This window comes from Trinickia sp. (genome assembly GCF_057351765.1).
The window spans coordinates 20525-36758 of the sequence record NZ_JBMRBK010000058.1; the positions used below are offsets into that span (position 1 = coordinate 20525).

Annotated in this window: 17 protein-coding genes; 8 read left to right on the plus strand and 9 right to left on the minus strand. The window is 64.0% G+C overall.

Annotated features, from left to right (window positions below; translation table 11 throughout):
- The first annotated feature begins 35 nt into the window (after positions 1-35).
- A complete protein-coding gene (locus tag ACO1XS_RS15635; protein ID WP_331567358.1) occupies positions 36-473 on the plus strand; it encodes a hypothetical protein in 438 nt (145 codons plus the stop codon).
- On the opposite strand, the gene ACO1XS_RS15640 is transcribed toward ACO1XS_RS15635, so the two are convergent.
- A complete protein-coding gene (locus ACO1XS_RS15640) occupies positions 449-640 on the minus strand; it encodes an AbrB/MazE/SpoVT family DNA-binding domain-containing protein (protein WP_414720170.1) in 192 nt (63 codons plus the stop codon). The genes ACO1XS_RS15635 and ACO1XS_RS15640 overlap by 25 nt on opposite strands.
- A 190-nt stretch (positions 641-830) precedes the next feature.
- Here ACO1XS_RS15640 and ACO1XS_RS15645 point away from each other — a divergent pair, with 190 nt between their 5' ends.
- Positions 831-2552, plus strand: a complete 1722-nt coding sequence (locus ACO1XS_RS15645; RefSeq protein WP_331567360.1) for a sensor histidine kinase — start codon at positions 831-833, stop codon at positions 2550-2552.
- Between the two features lie 34 nt (positions 2553-2586).
- On the opposite strand, the gene ACO1XS_RS15650 is transcribed toward ACO1XS_RS15645, so the two are convergent.
- The 4 genes from ACO1XS_RS15650 to wrbA are packed head-to-tail and all read right to left on the minus strand — an operon-like array spanning position 2587 to position 5888.
- The gene (locus ACO1XS_RS15650; protein ID WP_486391121.1) at positions 2587-3414 is read right to left on the minus strand and encodes a metallophosphoesterase; all 828 of its coding nucleotides are present in this window, start codon (positions 3412-3414) and stop codon (positions 2587-2589) included.
- 22 nt (positions 3415-3436) lie between these two features.
- Positions 3437-4867, minus strand: a complete 1431-nt coding sequence (locus ACO1XS_RS15655) for an FAD-binding oxidoreductase (protein ID WP_486391122.1) — start codon at positions 4865-4867, stop codon at positions 3437-3439.
- Positions 4864-5289, minus strand: coding sequence for a DUF2069 domain-containing protein (locus ACO1XS_RS15660; RefSeq protein WP_486391123.1), 426 nt, complete (start codon positions 5287-5289; stop codon positions 4864-4866). Before ACO1XS_RS15660 ends, ACO1XS_RS15655 begins: the two co-directional genes overlap by 4 nt.
- Positions 5286-5888, minus strand: a complete 603-nt coding sequence (wrbA, locus tag ACO1XS_RS15665; protein ID WP_331567368.1) for an NAD(P)H:quinone oxidoreductase — start codon at positions 5886-5888, stop codon at positions 5286-5288. The genes ACO1XS_RS15660 and wrbA overlap by 4 nt, the downstream gene beginning before the upstream one ends.
- Positions 5889-6014: 126 nt before the next feature.
- On the opposite strand from wrbA, the gene ACO1XS_RS15670 reads away from it, so the two are divergent.
- The 3 genes from ACO1XS_RS15670 to ACO1XS_RS15680 all read left to right on the plus strand — a co-directional run bounded on the left by ACO1XS_RS15670 (position 6015) and on the right by ACO1XS_RS15680 (position 9119).
- Positions 6015-7316, plus strand: a complete 1302-nt coding sequence (locus tag ACO1XS_RS15670; protein ID WP_414720172.1) for a YihY family inner membrane protein — start codon at positions 6015-6017, stop codon at positions 7314-7316.
- A gap of 100 nt (positions 7317-7416) precedes the next feature.
- On the plus strand, positions 7417-8175 hold the full coding sequence (locus ACO1XS_RS15675) for an SDR family NAD(P)-dependent oxidoreductase (protein ID WP_331567372.1): 759 nt from the start codon (positions 7417-7419) through the stop codon (positions 8173-8175).
- Positions 8172-9119 (plus strand): sigma-70 family RNA polymerase sigma factor, encoded by a 948-nt coding sequence (locus ACO1XS_RS15680; RefSeq protein WP_331567374.1) that lies wholly within the window; start codon positions 8172-8174, stop codon positions 9117-9119. Before ACO1XS_RS15675 ends, ACO1XS_RS15680 begins: the two co-directional genes overlap by 4 nt.
- A gap of 7 nt (positions 9120-9126) precedes the next feature.
- Here the strand turns inward: ACO1XS_RS15680 and ACO1XS_RS15685 are convergent, their stop codons facing one another.
- Genes ACO1XS_RS15685 through ACO1XS_RS15695 form a run of 3 tightly spaced genes read right to left on the minus strand, consistent with a single transcriptional unit; the run spans position 9127 to position 11635 of the window.
- Positions 9127-9447 (minus strand): Mpo1-like protein, encoded by a 321-nt coding sequence (locus ACO1XS_RS15685; RefSeq protein WP_331567376.1) that lies wholly within the window; start codon positions 9445-9447, stop codon positions 9127-9129.
- Between the two features lie 20 nt (positions 9448-9467).
- Complete coding sequence (locus tag ACO1XS_RS15690) at positions 9468-10304, minus strand: alpha/beta fold hydrolase (RefSeq protein WP_331567378.1); 837 nt, start codon at positions 10302-10304, stop codon at positions 9468-9470.
- Positions 10301-11635 carry an O-acetylhomoserine aminocarboxypropyltransferase gene (locus ACO1XS_RS15695; RefSeq protein WP_486391124.1) on the minus strand — a complete coding sequence of 445 codons (1335 nt, stop codon included), beginning with the start codon at positions 11633-11635 and terminating at the stop codon, positions 10301-10303. The genes ACO1XS_RS15690 and ACO1XS_RS15695 overlap by 4 nt, the downstream gene beginning before the upstream one ends.
- A 196-nt stretch (positions 11636-11831) precedes the next feature.
- Between ACO1XS_RS15695 and ACO1XS_RS15700 the strand changes: the two genes are divergently transcribed.
- The 3 genes from ACO1XS_RS15700 to aroC all read left to right on the plus strand — a co-directional run bounded on the left by ACO1XS_RS15700 (position 11832) and on the right by aroC (position 15618).
- On the plus strand, positions 11832-12290 hold the full coding sequence (locus ACO1XS_RS15700) for a CBS domain-containing protein (RefSeq protein WP_331567382.1): 459 nt from the start codon (positions 11832-11834) through the stop codon (positions 12288-12290).
- Positions 12291-12473: 183 nt separating this feature from the next.
- Positions 12474-14411 (plus strand): MFS transporter, encoded by a 1938-nt coding sequence (locus ACO1XS_RS15705; protein WP_331567384.1) that lies wholly within the window; start codon positions 12474-12476, stop codon positions 14409-14411.
- A gap of 106 nt (positions 14412-14517) precedes the next feature.
- The gene (gene aroC / locus ACO1XS_RS15710; RefSeq protein ID WP_331567386.1) at positions 14518-15618 is read left to right on the plus strand and encodes a chorismate synthase; all 1101 of its coding nucleotides are present in this window, start codon (positions 14518-14520) and stop codon (positions 15616-15618) included.
- Between the two features lie 120 nt (positions 15619-15738).
- Here the strand turns inward: aroC and ACO1XS_RS15715 are convergent.
- On the minus strand, positions 15739-16234 hold a 496-nt coding region (locus ACO1XS_RS15715; protein ID WP_331567388.1), incomplete at its 5' end, for a 4Fe-4S dicluster domain-containing protein.

Genomic DNA, 16234 nt, shown 5'->3' on the forward strand with positions numbered 1-16234 from the left:
GAGGTGGCCGACTGTGATTACCCAAGGATATAAAGATGCGAGATCTGATGACGGAAAACCCCGAACTGGCACAGGACTTGATCAGGACGGTCGAACGTGCGAATGCACTTGATGAACGCGGCGAGGCCGTCGAGGCGCGCCGCATCTATATCGACGCATGGAGCCGTTTGCCTGCCCCGAAGCACGAATGGAGCCTGTTCGGCCAGTGGATACCAACTTGCTTGTTCAACAATAGTATGAAGTCGCGCGACTATGCCGAAGCCAGGGATTGGGCCAAAATCTCTTACCTGGGCCGCCCTATGGAAGACGATACTGCGTCCATGATGCAACTCGGAGCAGCAAATTACGAGCTGGGCGACATAGATGCGGCATCGGAATGGTTCGGCAAGGCATATGTGATCGGAGCACGGCGAGCCTTCGAAGGATTTTCGAAGAAATATTTGGATTTCTATTTGAAGAACGCTCGGCGCTGAAGCTGACCCAGCACGCGCGTGCCTCGAACTGAGCGGCATCCGCGTTGCCGTGCGCGCGCGGGGCTCGCCTCCACCTGGTCGCCTTCCTTGAAGCCCATCCGATGCACATAGTCGGCAGGAAGACGCAGCCAAAGGCTATTACCCCATTTTTCTATCAGCAGATTCATACCGCCCTTATCTCAGACTGCTCGAGGATCCAAGCTTGCGACTCTCGCATGAGCCCAGATCGGCGCATCGTCGCGCGGCGATTTTTCCGCCTCCTCCCTGATGTTCCCTTTGCGACTCGCCGATCCCATCCCATAATACGAATACGCGCGCGTCGAGGCGGCGCCGCGCCATCCAACGCGGGAGACGAGCGTGGGCGAATCGCCGGACGAAGCACAGGTGTTTCTCTCGACCTTGCGGCCGGAACCGCGCGACAGACAGGTCGCTCTCGCCGTGGTTCTGGTCTCGGCCGCGTTTTTCCTCGCCGCCGTACCGTTTGCAAAGGTCCAGCTCGCGAAGGTTTGGCCATTCATCCCCATCTACGAGTCCGCACTGATCATCAGCGATTGGCTGACCGCGGCGCTTTTGATCGGCCAGTACAAGATTCTTCGCTCGCGCTCGCTGTTGGTGCTGGCGAGCGGCTACTTGCTGACGTCGTTGGCTGCGGTTGCGCACATGCTGACGTTTCCCGGGCTTTTTGCGCCCGACGGACTGCTCGGCGCCGGTCCGCAAACTACAGCATGGCTTTACATGTTCTGGCACGCCGGTTTTCCGACGGCGGTCATCATCTATGCGCGGCAAGCGCCGCCTGAGCCATCGCCGGTGCGCGACACGACAGGCGGGTTGTTCGCGCCCGTCGCCAAATGCTGCCTCGTGATTCTGTTTGCCGTGGGCGCGGTGGTCGTCTTGACCACGGCAGGTCATGAGCGGCTGCCGCCGATTCTCGATCACGAGTTGTACACGTCCGCCTATATCAGCGCGATCGCCACGGTCGGCGCGTTGACGCTCGCCGCGCTCGTCACCGTTATTCGCCGCCGGCCGCGCTCGGTGCTCGACCTGTGGCTCATGGTCGTCCTATGCGCCTGGCTCTTCGACATCGCGCTATCGGCGGCACTCAATCATCGCCGCTTCGACCTCGGGTTCTACGCCGGTCGCATCTATGGGCTGCTTGCCGCGAGCTTCGTGCTCGTGGCGCTCACCTTCGAGAACGTCAAGCTGTACGCGCGCGTCGTACGCGCCTTCGACCGCGAACGCGCCGAACGGCGCCTCGTGCAGCAGCGCACAGCGGAGCTGAACGAGGCCAAGGCGTTGCTTGAAAAGCGGGTTGCGGCGCGCACGTCGGCACTCGCCGCATCGAATCGCGATCTCATGCGCGAGGTCTCCGACCGCAAGCGTGCCGAGCACGCGCTCAGGCGGTCGCAGGCGGAGTTGCGAGAGCTTGCGGCGATCAGCTCATCGGCACGCGAGCAGGAAAAGCGCCGCATCGCGCGCGAGCTTCACGATGAGCTGGCGCAAACGCTCGCCACCCTGCGCCTCGAGATGGATCGACTCGGCGAACAACAAACGACCGCCAGCGGTTTGCCGCTGCCCAAGCTTGCCGACATGCGCTCGCTCGTCGACGAGGCGGTGACTTCGACGCGTCGCATCGCCTCGGATCTCCGACCGGCGATGTTGGACGATCTGGGTTTGGCCGCCGCCGTGCAATGGCTGACCGAGGCGTTCGAGCAACGGCACGGTATCGATTGCGAGCTCATTGTCGAGCCTGTCGATTTCGACCTCGACGAACCGTATGCGTCGACAGCGTATCGGATCGTGCAGGAGTCGCTGACCAATGTCGCGCGGCACGCACAGGCGACGCGTGCGTGGGTCAGTCTTCTTCGCGAGAACGGGCAGGTAGTGTTGCGGGTCCGGGACAACGGTGTCGGCTTCGAGCCGCTGGCGCGGCGCAAGCCCACTTCGTTCGGCCTCGCAGGGTTACGCGAGCGAGCCTATCTCGTCGATGGCAAGCTCCGTATCGAAAGCGCGCCGGGGCAGGGCACAACGATCGAAGTGCGCATTCCGATGCCGGTGACGCAAGTGCGTGCCGAAACTTGAGCGGCGCGTGCGCCGCTGCGCACTCCGCGGCATCTCAAGCGAGCGTAGGAATCTCGACGATCTTGTCCCACGCGAAGTGCGGGTTTTCGAGCCCGCGTGTGCGCCGGTCGAGATAGCCGCGCGGATTGCAGACGACTCGCGTGCCGTCGGTCACGTAGTCGAACGCCGTGTGCGTGTGGCCATGAATCCACAGCGCCACCGGCTCGCGCACGAGCATGGGCAGATGGTTGATGAACCCGGCCGATGCGAGATCGGTGGCATAACGCTCAGCGAGGCTCGCGCGATGCGGTGCGTGATGGGTTACGACGATCGTCGTACCGTCGAACGGCTCGGCAAGCTCCTGCTCGAGCCAGGCGCGTGCGTGCCGGTGCAGCGCCAGCGCATCGTCCACCGTGAACAAGCGTGCAGGGCCATCGTTCGCGGCAGTATCGGTCGACCAGGCCACCTGTATCGGCCCACGAAAATCGAGCAACACTGTTTCGCAGGCGGCGAACGAGGCGGCGAGCGCCGCTTCGCTTGCGCCGAAAAGTTCGAAATCGGTCCACAAGGTCGTGCCGAGCACGCGCCAGCGGCCGGAGGGGGCAACCCACACTGCATTGTTGAGATAGTGGAGGTTGTCGACGCTCGCGGCCGCGTCGCGCATGGCCGTCTCCAGGGCGCCGAATTCGCCGTCGTAGTACTCGTGATTGCCCGGCACGTAGATGATGGGCGTATCGGGATCGAACGTCTGCGCGGCCCAGCGTATCCCTTCGGCGTGATTGTGAATGTCGCCGGCAAGCACGACGAGGTCCGCGTCGGCGTGCGGGATCGCCTCCGGCTCGTCGCATTCGAGGTGCAGATCTGACAGTACGCGGATTTTCACGGGATGCCTCTTGCGTTCTACGCTAGCGTAGCACCTTGCCGGGATTCATCAGGCCGAGCGGATCGAGCGCATGTTTCACCGCCCGCATGAGCGAGAGTTCGACCGGCGACTTGTAGTGCGCGGCTTCTTCCACTTTGAGCTGCCCGAGACCGTGTTCGGCGCTGATACTGCCATGATGGCGAGCCACGCTATCGTAGACAAGCCGGTTGATTGCCGCTTGATACCGGGCGAGAAAGGCCTTCGCATCTCCGCCTTCGGGCGCCTGGACGTTGTAATGCAGGTTGCCGTCGCCGAGGTGCCCGAACGTCACCATCCTCGCGCCGGGAATGGCAGCCGCAATCGCGGCGTCGGTTTCGGCGATGAACGTGCCGATGCGCGAGATCGGCACCGCGATGTCGTGCTTGATGTTCAGTCCTTCTTCGGCCTGTGCGAGCGGGATGTGTTCGCGCAATGCCCAGAACGCGCGCGACTGCGTGAGATTCTCCGCGACCACCGCATCTTCCACTAGCCCGGCATCGAGCGCCGTTTCCATCATCTGCTCGAAGAGTCCGCGTGCGTGCGCTTCGCTTTCGCCGTCGGAGAGTTCGAGCAAGACCGTTTGCGGGTGCGACGCGTCGAACGGATAGCGAAGCTGCGGAAAGTGCTTGCCCACGAGCCGAAGGCAGAAATCCGACATCAGCTCGAAGCCTGTCAGCAACGCACCGGCGGTACGTCGCGCGAGCGAGAGGAATTCGAGCGCGGCGTCCGGCGACGCCACCGCCGCGAGCGCGGTCACTTGCGCGGCGGGCAGCGGATGCAGCTTCATGACGGCCGCGGTGATGATCCCGAGCGTCCCCTCCGAGCCGATGTAGAGGTCGCGCAAGTCGTAGCCGGTGTTGTCCTTGCGCAGGCCCCGCAGGCCGTTCCATATCTCGCCTTGGGGCGTGACGACCTCCAATCCCAGGCATAGCTCGCGCGCATTGCCGTACCGCAGCACGCCCGTGCCGCCGGCATTGGTCGACAGATTTCCGCCGATCGTGCAACTGCCCTCGGCCGCGAGACTCAGCGAGAACAGCCGGCCGGCTTCGCGCGCGCGGGCCTGTACGTCGGCCAGAACGACGCCGGCTTCGACCGTGATCGTGTCGTTTTGCGTATCGATCGCGCGCACACGCGTGAGACGAGTGAGGCTGATGACGGCCTGCTTGCCGCTCGTATCCGGCGTTGCACCGCCCGCAAGTCCCGTATTGCCGCCTTGCGGCACGAGCGCGATGCGGTGCGAGGCCGCAAGGCGCACGAGCGCCGCCACTTCTTCGGTCGTGCCCGGGCGCAGCACCGCGCAACTCGCGCCCGAATAGCGCCGGCGCCAATCGGTCAGGTAAGCGGCGGTGTCGTGCGGGTCGGTAAGGACGTAAGCCTCGCCGATGGCTTGCCGGCAAGCGGCGACGAAGTCGGATGAAGAAGTGGAATCGCTCATGATGACCTTTGCCTGGATTGGCGCGCTGCCCGCTTGAACGGCGCGACGTAAGCGAGCGCGCAAGCGAGAAACACGACCGACAATGCCGTTTCGAGCCAGCCCAGCATCGCTGAACGTCCCGCATCGCTCATGCCTCGCACGATGCCTTCTGCGAAATAGAGCAGGATCAGCATCGACGCCCACTGCAACGTGTAAAGACGCCGGCGCAGCACGCCGGGCAGCGCGGCAGCGAGCGGCAGCGCCTTGAGTACGAGGGCCGAGCCGCCGGGGCGCAACGGCGCGAGCCAGCGCTCCCAGGCGAGCGTCAGCGCGATCAGCGCGACGAGCGCCACCGCCGCCCCGACGGCGTATGCGCCGTGCGCACCCGCCGGGCTAGCCGCAGCTCGAGCCGATTTCTCGTCGGAAGTCGGAGTGCCGCTCATGGACGGCCGCCGAGCAGGGCCGCCGTTCGCGCGACGCGCGCGCCAAGTGCGGTGGCCAGCGTTTTCTCGTGCGGCGAAAGCGACGATTCGCGGGCGCCCGCGCCGGACACGTGCGAGGCGCCATAGGGCGTACCGCCGCTTTGCGTCGCGGACAGCGCGCTTTCGGTATAAGGAATGCCCACGAGCAGCATGCCGTGATGTAAAAGCGGCAGCATCATCGAAAGCAGCGTCGTTTCCTGCCCGCCGTGCAGACTCCCCGTCGACGTGAAGACGCAAGCCGGTTTGCCGGCCAGCGCGCCGCTCAGCCATTGGGGCGTGGTGCCGTCGAGAAAATACTTGAGCGAGGCGGCCATATTGCCGAAGCGGGTCGGCGAGCCGAGTGCGAGACCCACGCATTCTTCGAGATCCCGCGGCTCGGCGTAAGGCGGGCCATCCGCAGGTATCGGCGGTTCGGTGGCTTCGCTGAGGGGCGAAACGCTTGGCACGGTGCGAATGCGAGCCTGCATGCCCGCGACGCTGTCGACGCCTTGCGCGATCGCGAGCGCCAATTCGCGGGTGGCGCCGTGCCGGCTGTAATAAAGTACGAGGATGTCTTTCATGGGACGCTTTTATGAGCGGCCTATTATAGGGGCATGAGAGTATTCGAGCGGCCGGTGGCGGACGGACAGCCCGTGCCGGCGCCCCACGATGCGCCCCCCACGACGGAGAATTTCTTGCCGAAAAAATTGAGTGTCGATCTGAATACCGTCAAACGCCTCGCGCGATTTGCCGCCAAGCGCAGCAGCGAGGACCGCATTGCGCAGGTGGCCGGCAGCTTGACGTTCACGACGATGCTGGCGATCGTTCCGCTCGCCACGGTAGCGTTCGCGCTTTTTACGGCGTTTCCCATTTTTTCGACGTTTCAGGCTTCGCTGCAGACGTTCCTTGCCCAGCACTTGATGCCGGACCAGATCAACAGCCAGATCTTTCGCTACCTGAATCAGTTCGCCTCGAAAGCGAAGGGACTGACGACGGCGGGGATGATCGTGCTGTTCGTCACGTCCGTCATGACGATGATGACCGTCGAATCGGCCTTCAACCTCATATGGCGCGTGCCCAAACCGCGTCCGTTCGCACAGCGCGTGCTCGTCTACTGGGCGATCATCACGCTGGGACCGTTGCTGATCGGTGTGAGCTTGTCGATTACCTCGCACCTTTTCACGCAATCGAACTCGTTGGCGAACGGCTACGTCTCGCCGCTGATCGAATGGGCGCTTTCGGGGGCCGCGCTGCCGCTGACCGGGCTGGCCTTCACCATGCTCTACGTGTACCTGCCCAACTGCAGTGTGCAGTGGCGCGATGCCGTGGTGGGCGGATTATGCGCCGCCATCGCGTTCGAACTCGCGAAGCGCGGCTTCGGCTTCTACGTCCGGCGCATCCCGACCTATACGGCGGTCTATGGCGCTTTCGCGACGGTGCCCATGTTCCTGATATGGGTTTATCTGAGCTGGTTCATCACGCTCGCGGGTGCGACGATCGTCTCGGCGCTGCCCGCTATCCGCGCCGGCCAGTTCCACCGGCGCGACTACGCGGGCGGAGACCTGCTCGATGCGCTCGAGATTCTCGCGCGCCTGAGCGATGCACGCGACCATGGCGCTGCGGGGCTGACCGTGATGGAACTGGCGCGCATGCTGCGGTGCGATCTGGATACGGCCACGCGGATCGTCGGCAAGCTGAGCCGCCATCAATGGATCACGCGGCTGGCCGACGAAGGCGCGGATGGTCAGCCACGCTACGCGTTGCTCGTCAACCCGGCGCATATCACCGTGGCGCGGCTATTCGACGTTTTCGTGATCGATCGCACCGAGCTCGAATATCAGTTGCGGCTCGAGTCGACGCGCGTCGATGGCGACGCTTTACTCGCGGCGCTCGGCAACGACAGACTCGAGATTTCGCTCGCCACGCTGCTTGCGGCGCGCGAGGCCCGCGAGGCCTTCCAGGCTGGCCGCTCGCGTGTCTTGTCGGGTTCGCCTCGCCACGCCACTTGAGGCGGGGCGTACTGCGTGCGTGTTTGCGCGCTGCGCCGCTAGCTGACTCTTTTCGTGTCGCTCCATCGTCTTATCAGTATCTAAACGATGGAGGACCGTGATGAACCTGAGAAACAAGAGCGTCGTCGTCACCGGTGGAAGCCGGGGTCTTGGCCTGGGTCTGGTCGAAGCGCTCGTCGAGCGACAGGCGAAGGTGACGGTCGTGGCGCGCGGTAGGGATGGCCTCGATGCTGTCGCAACGCGTCTTGGCGTGGCAACGATCGCGGCCGACATTACCGACGAGGCGGCGGCACATCGGATCGTCGGGGACGTGCGCCCCGATGTCCTCGTCCTGAACGCTGGTGCCCTCCCGCGCATGGGGCGGCTGGACCAGCTGAGCTGGAAGGACTTCTCCGTGGCCTGGGAAACGGACGTCAAGGGCGGCCTATTCTGGCTTCAGGCGGCACTCAATGCTCCGCTGAATCCTGGCAGCCGCGTGCTGGTCGGATCGAGCGGCGCGGCCGTCAGCGGTTCCCAGATGTCGGGCGGCTACGGCGGTTCCAAGCGCATGCTATGGTTCATGGCGAAATACGCGAACGGGGTCTCAAAGGAGAAGAATCTCGGAATTCAGTTCCAGGCGATCCTTCCGCGCCAGATGGTCCTTGGCACCGGCATTGGGGACGCGGCTGCAGGTGTCTATGCAAGTTCAATGGGAATCACGCCCGAGGAGTTCGTTGCCCGCTTCGGAGCGCCGATGCCGCCCAGGGTCTTTGGAGACCGTGTCGTATCGGTGCTGGAGGATCCTCGGTACGCCGAGGACATCGTATTCGGCCTCAACGGCGATGACGGTGTCACCGTGATGGAAGGAGCGACAGGTTGAAGGAAGGCCAGAGCCCGGCACAAAGCGCGCTGCGGTCCGAGTTGCTCGCAGCGGCGGAGGAGTGGCGCCCGGAGCTTCATCGATACTGCGCGCGCCTGATGGGCTCGGTCATCGAGGGCGAGGACGTCGTACAGGACGCCCTGACGAGCGCATTGATCGCCATCGACGAAAAGCAGCAGGACGTCAGGACGTTGCGCGCCTGGCTTTTTCGCGTCGCGCATAACCGGGCATTGGACCTGCTGCGCAGCCGTGCGCTGCGAGCGACGGAGCCGATAGATGCTGCCGATGAAGTCGCGGACGACACCATCGAGGATCCCGTGGAGAGACTTATGCTGCAGCAGGCGATCGGTTCGGCGGTTTCGCGATTCACGGAACTGCCTGTCGCCCAGCGTAGCGTGATCATCCTCAAGGATGTCCTCGATGAGCCGCTGGCCGATATCGCTGCTTTGCTCGATCTGACGATCGACTCTGTGAAGGCACATCTGTCGCGCGGCCGCGCTCGACTTCGCGAGATCAATGCGAGTGCTGCAGCAGACGAGCCGGTGGCCGCCAAGCCGGTATCGGAGGCGTTGGCGCGTTACGTCTCGCTGTTCAATGGGCGCGATTGGGACGGTCTGCGCGCGCTCCTCGCCGACGACGTGAAACTGCATCAGTCCAGTTATCCGGTTCGCGTCGGATCGGCTGACGTCGGAAGGTTTTTCAGCATCTATGCGACGATCGAAGGCTTGTGGCTCGTGCCGGCGTGGCTTGGCGGACGGGAAGTCGTTGCTGTCTTTTCAACCCGGACGAGCGTCGCGCCCGACTATTTCATGTGGCTGGAATGGCTCGACGGCCGGATCAGCTTCATACGCGATTACCGTCATGTCAGCTACGTCATCGACGACGCAGAGTTGATCCTCGCGCCGCCCACTGGGCGCCAGGACGCGGAGCGTCCTTCCGATTGACGCAAAGCTAGAGCCGGATCTTGCCTGTGCAAATGTCCTTGAACATCACCCAGTCGCCCATCAGGCTGTAGAGCGGATGACTGAAGGTGGCGGGCCGGTTCTTTTCGAAGAAAAAGTGGCCGACCCAGGCGAACCCATATCCGCACACGAGTGCGCCCGGCAGCCAGAACCAGCTTCCCGTCGCGATGGCCATGGCGACGCAGCCGATTACCCCTAGAGAGCCGATGAAATGCAGCCTTCGGCAAGTCGTGTTGCGATGCTCGCCGAGGTAGAACGGGTAGAACTGCGCGAAGCTCGTAAAACGAGTCGCATGCGTGCCGTGAACCATGGTAGCTACCTCCGCAACGATCAGGACGGTGGTGATGCCTGGAGCGGCCGCGCAAACGCGAAGAGCGCTTCCAGGGTCGCATCGGGTGCCTCGGACATCAATGCATGGCCGGCATCGAGCGTGACCGCTTCGAACTGCGCACCGGCCGCGGCAAGCGCTTCGACCAGTCCGCGCGCGGCCTTCGGTGGCGTCATCGCGTCCTTCGAACCGAGCACGAGCCGTACCGGGCAGCGCAGTTGCCCAGCGCGCTCCAGCCCTTCCGCGTAGCCGTTGCAGGCGGAAAAATCGGTGTGGAAGAGCCCCGGCTCGCCGGCCGCGGCCACGCGCTCCATCAGGCGCTGGTTCACCCCGTGCAGCCAAAAACCAGGGCCCGGGCAGGACGGCTTGGCGGCAATCGTCGAATGCGACCAGCGATTGACGAGCGCGATCGCTTCGGCTTCGCGGTGGAGCGCGGCGTCCAGCAACGCGTCGGAAACGGTCATCGGCACGGCTGTGGCGACGAGCGCCACGCGCGCGGCGCGGGTCGGATAACGGCCGGCGAAGTCCAATGCCACGAGCGAACCCATGCTGTGCCCAGCCACGAACGCCGATGTCACGCCCAGCGTGTCGAGGAACGCCGCGAGCCAATCGGCGAGCGCGCCGATGCTCTTGGCCGCCGGCCCGGCGCTGCGGCAGTGGCCCGGCAGATCGACGGCGAGCGCATTGAAGCCGTGGTGCGCAAAGTACCGGCTCTGTAGCGCCCAGACGCTGTGGTCGTGCTGGGCGCCATGAACGAAGACGGCGCTCGGCAGTGCTGGATCGAACGGCCTGCCGCCGGTATAGGCATAAGCCCGTTTGCCCAGGACGTCGACGATCATGCCGACTCCTTTTTTGACGCGCCACGGCCCGCATCGGGTCCCGAGCCGGACTTGCCGGCTGCCTTGAGCGCACGTTTGAGATCGTCGATGAGATCGTCCGGATCTTCCAGCCCGATCGACAGGCGAATGGTGCCTTCCCGGATGCCCGCTGCCGCGAGCGCCGCGGCGTCCATGCGAAAGTGCGTCGTCGAAGCCGGATGAATCACGAGCGAGCGCACGTCGCCGACATTCGCGAGGTGGGAAAACAGTGTGAGGGCTTCGATGAAGCGCCGGCCGGCGGCGCGATCGCCGCGCAGATCGAAGCTGACCACGGCGCCCGCGCCGCGCGGCAGCAGGCGCTGCGCGAGCGCGTAGTCCGCATGCGAGGGCAGCTCCGGATAGGCAATCGATGCAACGCCCGCATGCGAGGCCAGGAATTCGACGACCTTGCGCGTATTGGCCACGTGCCTGTCCATCCGCAGCGGCAGCGTTTCGATGCCCTGCAGCAGTTGCCACGCGGCTTGCGGGTGCAGCGTGGCGCCGAAGTCGCGCAGGCCTTCGCGGCGCGCGCGCAGCAAAAACGGCGCGACGGTGCTCTCTTCGGCGAAGACCATGCCATGGAAGCCCTCGTACGGCTCGGTGAATTCGGGAAAGCGGCCCGATGCGACGAAGTCGAAGGCGCCGCTGTCGACGAGTACCCCGCCGATCGTCGTGCCGTGTCCGCCCAGGAATTTGGTCGCCGAGTGATAGACGAAATCGGCGCCATGCTCGAACGGTTTGAGCAGGTAGGGCGTCGTGAACGTGGAGTCCACCAGCAGCGGCACCCGGTGCTCGTGCGCGAGATGCGCCAGCGTGGCAATGTCGAGCACGTCGAGGCCCGGATTGCCCAGTGTCTCGCCGAAGAGGAGGCGGGTGTTGGGCCGCAGCGCGGCGCGCCAGGCATCGATATCGCGCGGCTCGACGAACGTCGTTTCGATGCCGAAGCGCGGCAGCGTGTAGTGCAGCAGATTGTGCGAGCCGCCGTAAAGCGCGTTCGAGGCGACGATATGGGCGCCGGCGCCCATCAACGTGGCGATGGCCAGATGCAGGGCGGCTTGCCCGCTGGCCGTGCCGATCGCGCCCGCGCCGTTTTCGAGCGCGGCGACACGCTCTTCGAAAACGGCGACGGTCGGGTTGGAGATGCGCGAATAGACGTGCCCGGCGCGTTCCATATCGAACAGCGCCGCTGCGTGATCCGTGTCGCGGAATACGAACGCCGCGCTTTGATGGATGGGCGTGACGCGCGCGCCGGTTGTCGCATCGGGCGCGGCGCCGGCATGAACGGCGAGTGTGTCGAATCGGTTGGCGGACATCGGCGGCGACCGGACGCTCGTCCGGCAAGGGTGGCGTGACGGCCATCGTACCATCGCGGCGCGCCCGTTCAAGAGGCGGCGAGCGCGACCGTCCGCACGCGCCGGTGGCTGAAATCGGCGCGTGCGGCTTTCCTTTTAAGGGGCTTTCCGCTAGGATCGACCGATCAAACGAGGCTTTAACCGGAGGGGGCAAACCATGAAGGTCAGCGATATCTTGAAGGTGAAGGGCAATACGCTCTATACCGTTTCGCCCGATACGCCGCTCACAGCCGCGGTGACCACGATGGCGGAGCACGACATCGGTTCGCTCGTGATCATGGAGCATGGCGATCTGGTCGGTATGTTGACGTTTCGCGAAATCATCGTCACGTTGAACAAGAATGGCGGCACCGTAGGCTCCGGCATGATCCGCAAGGTGATGGACGACCACCCGCTCACGTGCACCCCCGAAACGGATGTCGACGAGGTGCGCCGGATGATGCTCGAGCATCACGTGCGCTACCTGCCGGTGCTCGAGAACCGCACGTTGATGGGGGTCATTTCGTTTTACGACGTCGCCAAGGCGGTTGTCGAAGAACAGAGCTTCGAAAATCGTATGCTGAAGGCATACATCCGGGATTGGCCGGAAGAGGGCGAGTCGCGCGAATTGCGCTAAGGCGCTTCGGCGCCCGTTCGCCCGCTTCCCGCTTCCCGTACGCCTAGACGGCAACAAGACGCGCCCCGGTCTTGTTGCGTCGCACAACGAGCCGGCTGCGTTCTTTGAACGCGGCTTTTTTTTCGAATCGATGCGAGCCATCGTCCGATTTTCGCGACATCGCCTCGCCCTGCAGCCCGATCCATGAGCGAACGCCCGTTGACCATGGCGACCGATGCGCGCCGAGCCCCGCGTCACGAACATTCTCAGTTCGGTTTGCTCAAAGAGCGCCGTTTCGCCCCGTTTTTCTGGACGCAGTTTCTCGGGGCGCTGAATGACAACGTATTCAAAGTCGGCTTTACGTCGCTCGTGACGTACGAGACGGCCCAGTTTTCGGGTGTCGATGCAAAAACGGCCGCTTTTCTGATTTCGGCGATCTTCATTTTGCCGTTCGTCCTTTTTTCCGCAACGTCGGGGCAAATCGCTGATAAATACGATAAAGCGACGCTGACGCGCTTCGTCAAAACGTTCGAAATCGCGGTGATGCTGGTGGGCGCCGCCGGATTCGCGCTTCATCATGCGGTGCTGCTGTACCTGTGTACGTTTCTGATGGGCGTGCATTCGACGTTGTTCGGCCCCGTCAAATATGCGTATTTACCCCAGCATCTCGATCAGCGGGAACTCGTCGGCGGAAACGGGCTCGTCGAGATGGGTACGTTCGTGGCCATTCTCATCGGCACGATCGTGGGAGGCGTTGCCGCAGCTTTCGCCACGCACGGCGCGCTCGTGCTCGCCGTCGTCTGCGTGGCCGTCGCCTGTGCCGGGCGGGCCATATCGAGTGCGGTTCCGGCAACACCGGCGCCTCAGCCCGATCTGCGCATCAATTGGAACCCGGTCACGGAGACGCTGCGCAATCTCGCACTGGCCCGCGAGAATCGAACGGTATTCCTGAGCCTGCTGGGTATTTCATGGCTCTGGTTTGTCGGCGCAACGTTTCTGACATCGTTCTTCAGCTTCGCGAAGGACGTGTTATCGGCCAATCCCGATGTCGTCACCGTTTTGCTCGCAACGTTTTCGCTCGGTATCGGCGGCGGCTCGCTGCTTTGCGAGCGGCTCTCGAACCGGCGCGTCGAAGTCGGTCTCGTGCCGCTCGGCTCGATCGGCATGAGCGTTTTCGCCATCGACCTTTATTTTGCGAGCCACGCCTTGCCGAGCGCCGGACATCTGCTCGACGTCGCCCAGTTTCTGAGCCGCCCGGCGCACTGGCGTATCCTCGCGGACCTGTTCCTGCTCGCCATGTTCGGCGGCTTTTACAGCGTACCGCTCTATGCGCTGATTCAAAGCCGCAGCCAGCCCACGCGTCGCGCGCGGATCATCGCGGCCAACAACATTCTCAATGCGCTCTTCATGGTGGTATCGGCGCTGATGGCTATCGCGTTGACATCGTTGGGCGTGCGCATCCCCGGTATCTTTCTGACGACGGCATTGCTCAACGCCGTGGTGGCCATTTACATCTATTCGCTCGTGCCCGAGTTCCTGCTGCGCTTCGTCGCGTGGGTGCTCGTGCATACCTTCTACCGGATTCGCCTCGTGCACGCGGAGCGTATTCCGGAGACAGGGCCGGCGGTGCTCGTCTGCAATCATGTGAGCTATGTCGATGCGCTCGTCATCATGGCCGGCAGCCCGCGGCCGATCCGCTTCGTCATGGATCACCGCATTTTCGAAACGCCGTTCGCGGGCTGGGTCTTTCGTCATGCGAAGGCCATTCCGATCGCTCCGACCCATGAGAACGCGGCGCTGCTCGAGCGCGCATACGACGCTTGTGCGGAGGCGCTCGCGCAGGGAGACCTCGTATGCATCTTTCCCGAAGGCAAGCTGACGGCCACGGGGGAGATCAACGCTTTTCGCCACGGTGTGACGCGCATCGTCGAGCGTACGCCCGTGCCGGTCATTCCCATGGCCCTGCGTGGGTTGTGGGGCAGCGTGTTCTCGCGGCACGCCGATGCGCGCTGGCCCCGGCCGCTGCGCAAGGGGATGACGAGCCGCCTGAGCCTGGCCGTTGGCGAGCCGATGGAGCCGTCAGCCGCGACGCCCGAGGCGCTGCAGACCATCGTGACAGGCCTGCGGGGACCGCGCAAATAAAACGTCGGGGCACGCGCGCGATGGCGCCGCCGCATGCGGTGCCAAGCTTGCGCCGCGGGCAGGGCATAATATCGGTCTTTCCCGCATTTTTCGTAAGGCCACGTCCATGTCCGGCAACACTCTTGGCACGCTCTTCACCGTTACGACGTTCGGCGAATCGCATGGCCCGGCCATCGGCTGCGTCGTCGATGGCTGTCCGCCCGGCATGGCGCTGACCGAGGCCGATATCCAATTGGAGCTCGATCGCCGCAAGCCCGGCACGTCGCGGCATGTGACGCAACGCCATGAAGAGGACAAGGTCGAGATTCTGTCCGGCGTGTTCGAGGGCGTGACGACGGGCGCACCGATCGCCCTGCTGATCCGCAATACCGATCAGCGCAGCAAGGACTACGGCAACATCGCCGAGACGTTCCGTCCCGGGCATGCCGATTACACCTACTGGCACAAGTATGGCGTGCGCGACTACCGCGGCGGTGGCCGCTCCTCGGCCCGTTTGACCGCGCCGACCGTCGCGGCCGGCGCGGTGGCGAAGAAATGGCTGAGCGAGCGGCTCGGCGTCGAAGTGCGCGGGTACATGAGCGCGCTGGGCGAAATCGACGTACCGTTCGTCGATTGGTCGCATGTGCGCGAGAATCCGTTCTTCGTCCCCAATGCCGACATCGTACCGAGGCTCGAGGAATACATGGATGCGCTGCGCAAAGAGGGCGATTCGATCGGCGCACGCATCAATGTCGTGGCGAGCGGCGTTCCCGTGGGTCTCGGCGAACCGCTCTTCGACAGGCTCGATGCCGATATCGCGCATGCGATGATGGGCATCAATGCCGTGAAGGGCGTCGAGATCGGAGCGGGCTTCGCCAGTGTTGCGCAGCGCGGTTCCGAGCATGGCGACGAATTGACGCCGGCGGGATTTGTCGGCAATCGCGCCGGCGGCATTCTCGGCGGCATTTCGACGGGCCAGGATATTACGGTGTCGATCGCGATCAAGCCGACGTCGAGCATCCGCACGCCGCGCCGCTCGATCGATAAAGCAGGGCAGCCGGCTGTTGTCGAGACTTTCGGCCGGCACGACCCCTGTGTCGGTATTCGCGCCACGCCAATCGCCGAGGCGATGCTCGCGCTCGTGCTGATCGATCACGCGCTGCGTCATCGCGCGCAGTGTGGCGACGTGAGCGTCGCCACACCGAAGATTGCGGCAAGCGCACCCTGATCGTCTGCAGGCTGTTCTCGGCGCGATTCGGCCGTGACAAAAGAACGGGCGCGGGTCTCGATGGACCCGCGCCCGTTTTCATCTGTGCGGCACGAACATCGTCCGTGCCGCCTTACCGCGTCACATATTCGCGTAGTTGGGCCCGCCGCCGCCTTCGGGCGTGACCCAGACGATGTTTTGCGTCGGATCCTTTATATCGCACGTCTTGCAATGCACGCAGTTCTGGGCGTTGATGACGAGCCGGTCGCTCCCGTCGTCGTTTTTGACGAACTCGTACACCGCGGCGGGGCAGTACCGTCCCTCCGGCCCCGCGTAGGTATGCAGATTAACGTTCACTGGCACGGACGGATCTTTCAGCGTCAAATGCGCCGGCTGATTCTCTTCGTGGTTCGTGTTCGACAGGAAGACCGACGAAAGCCGATCGAACGTGAGTTTGCCATCGGGCCTCGGATAAGCGATCGGCGCGCACTGCGCGGCGGGCTTGAGCATCTCGTGATCGCGGTGCTTGTGATGGAGCGTCCACGGCACGTTGCCGCCGAACAGCTTTTGCTCGATGCCGACCATCAGCGTGCCGAGATAGAGCCCCTTGCTCATCCACTGCTTGAAGTTGCGCGCG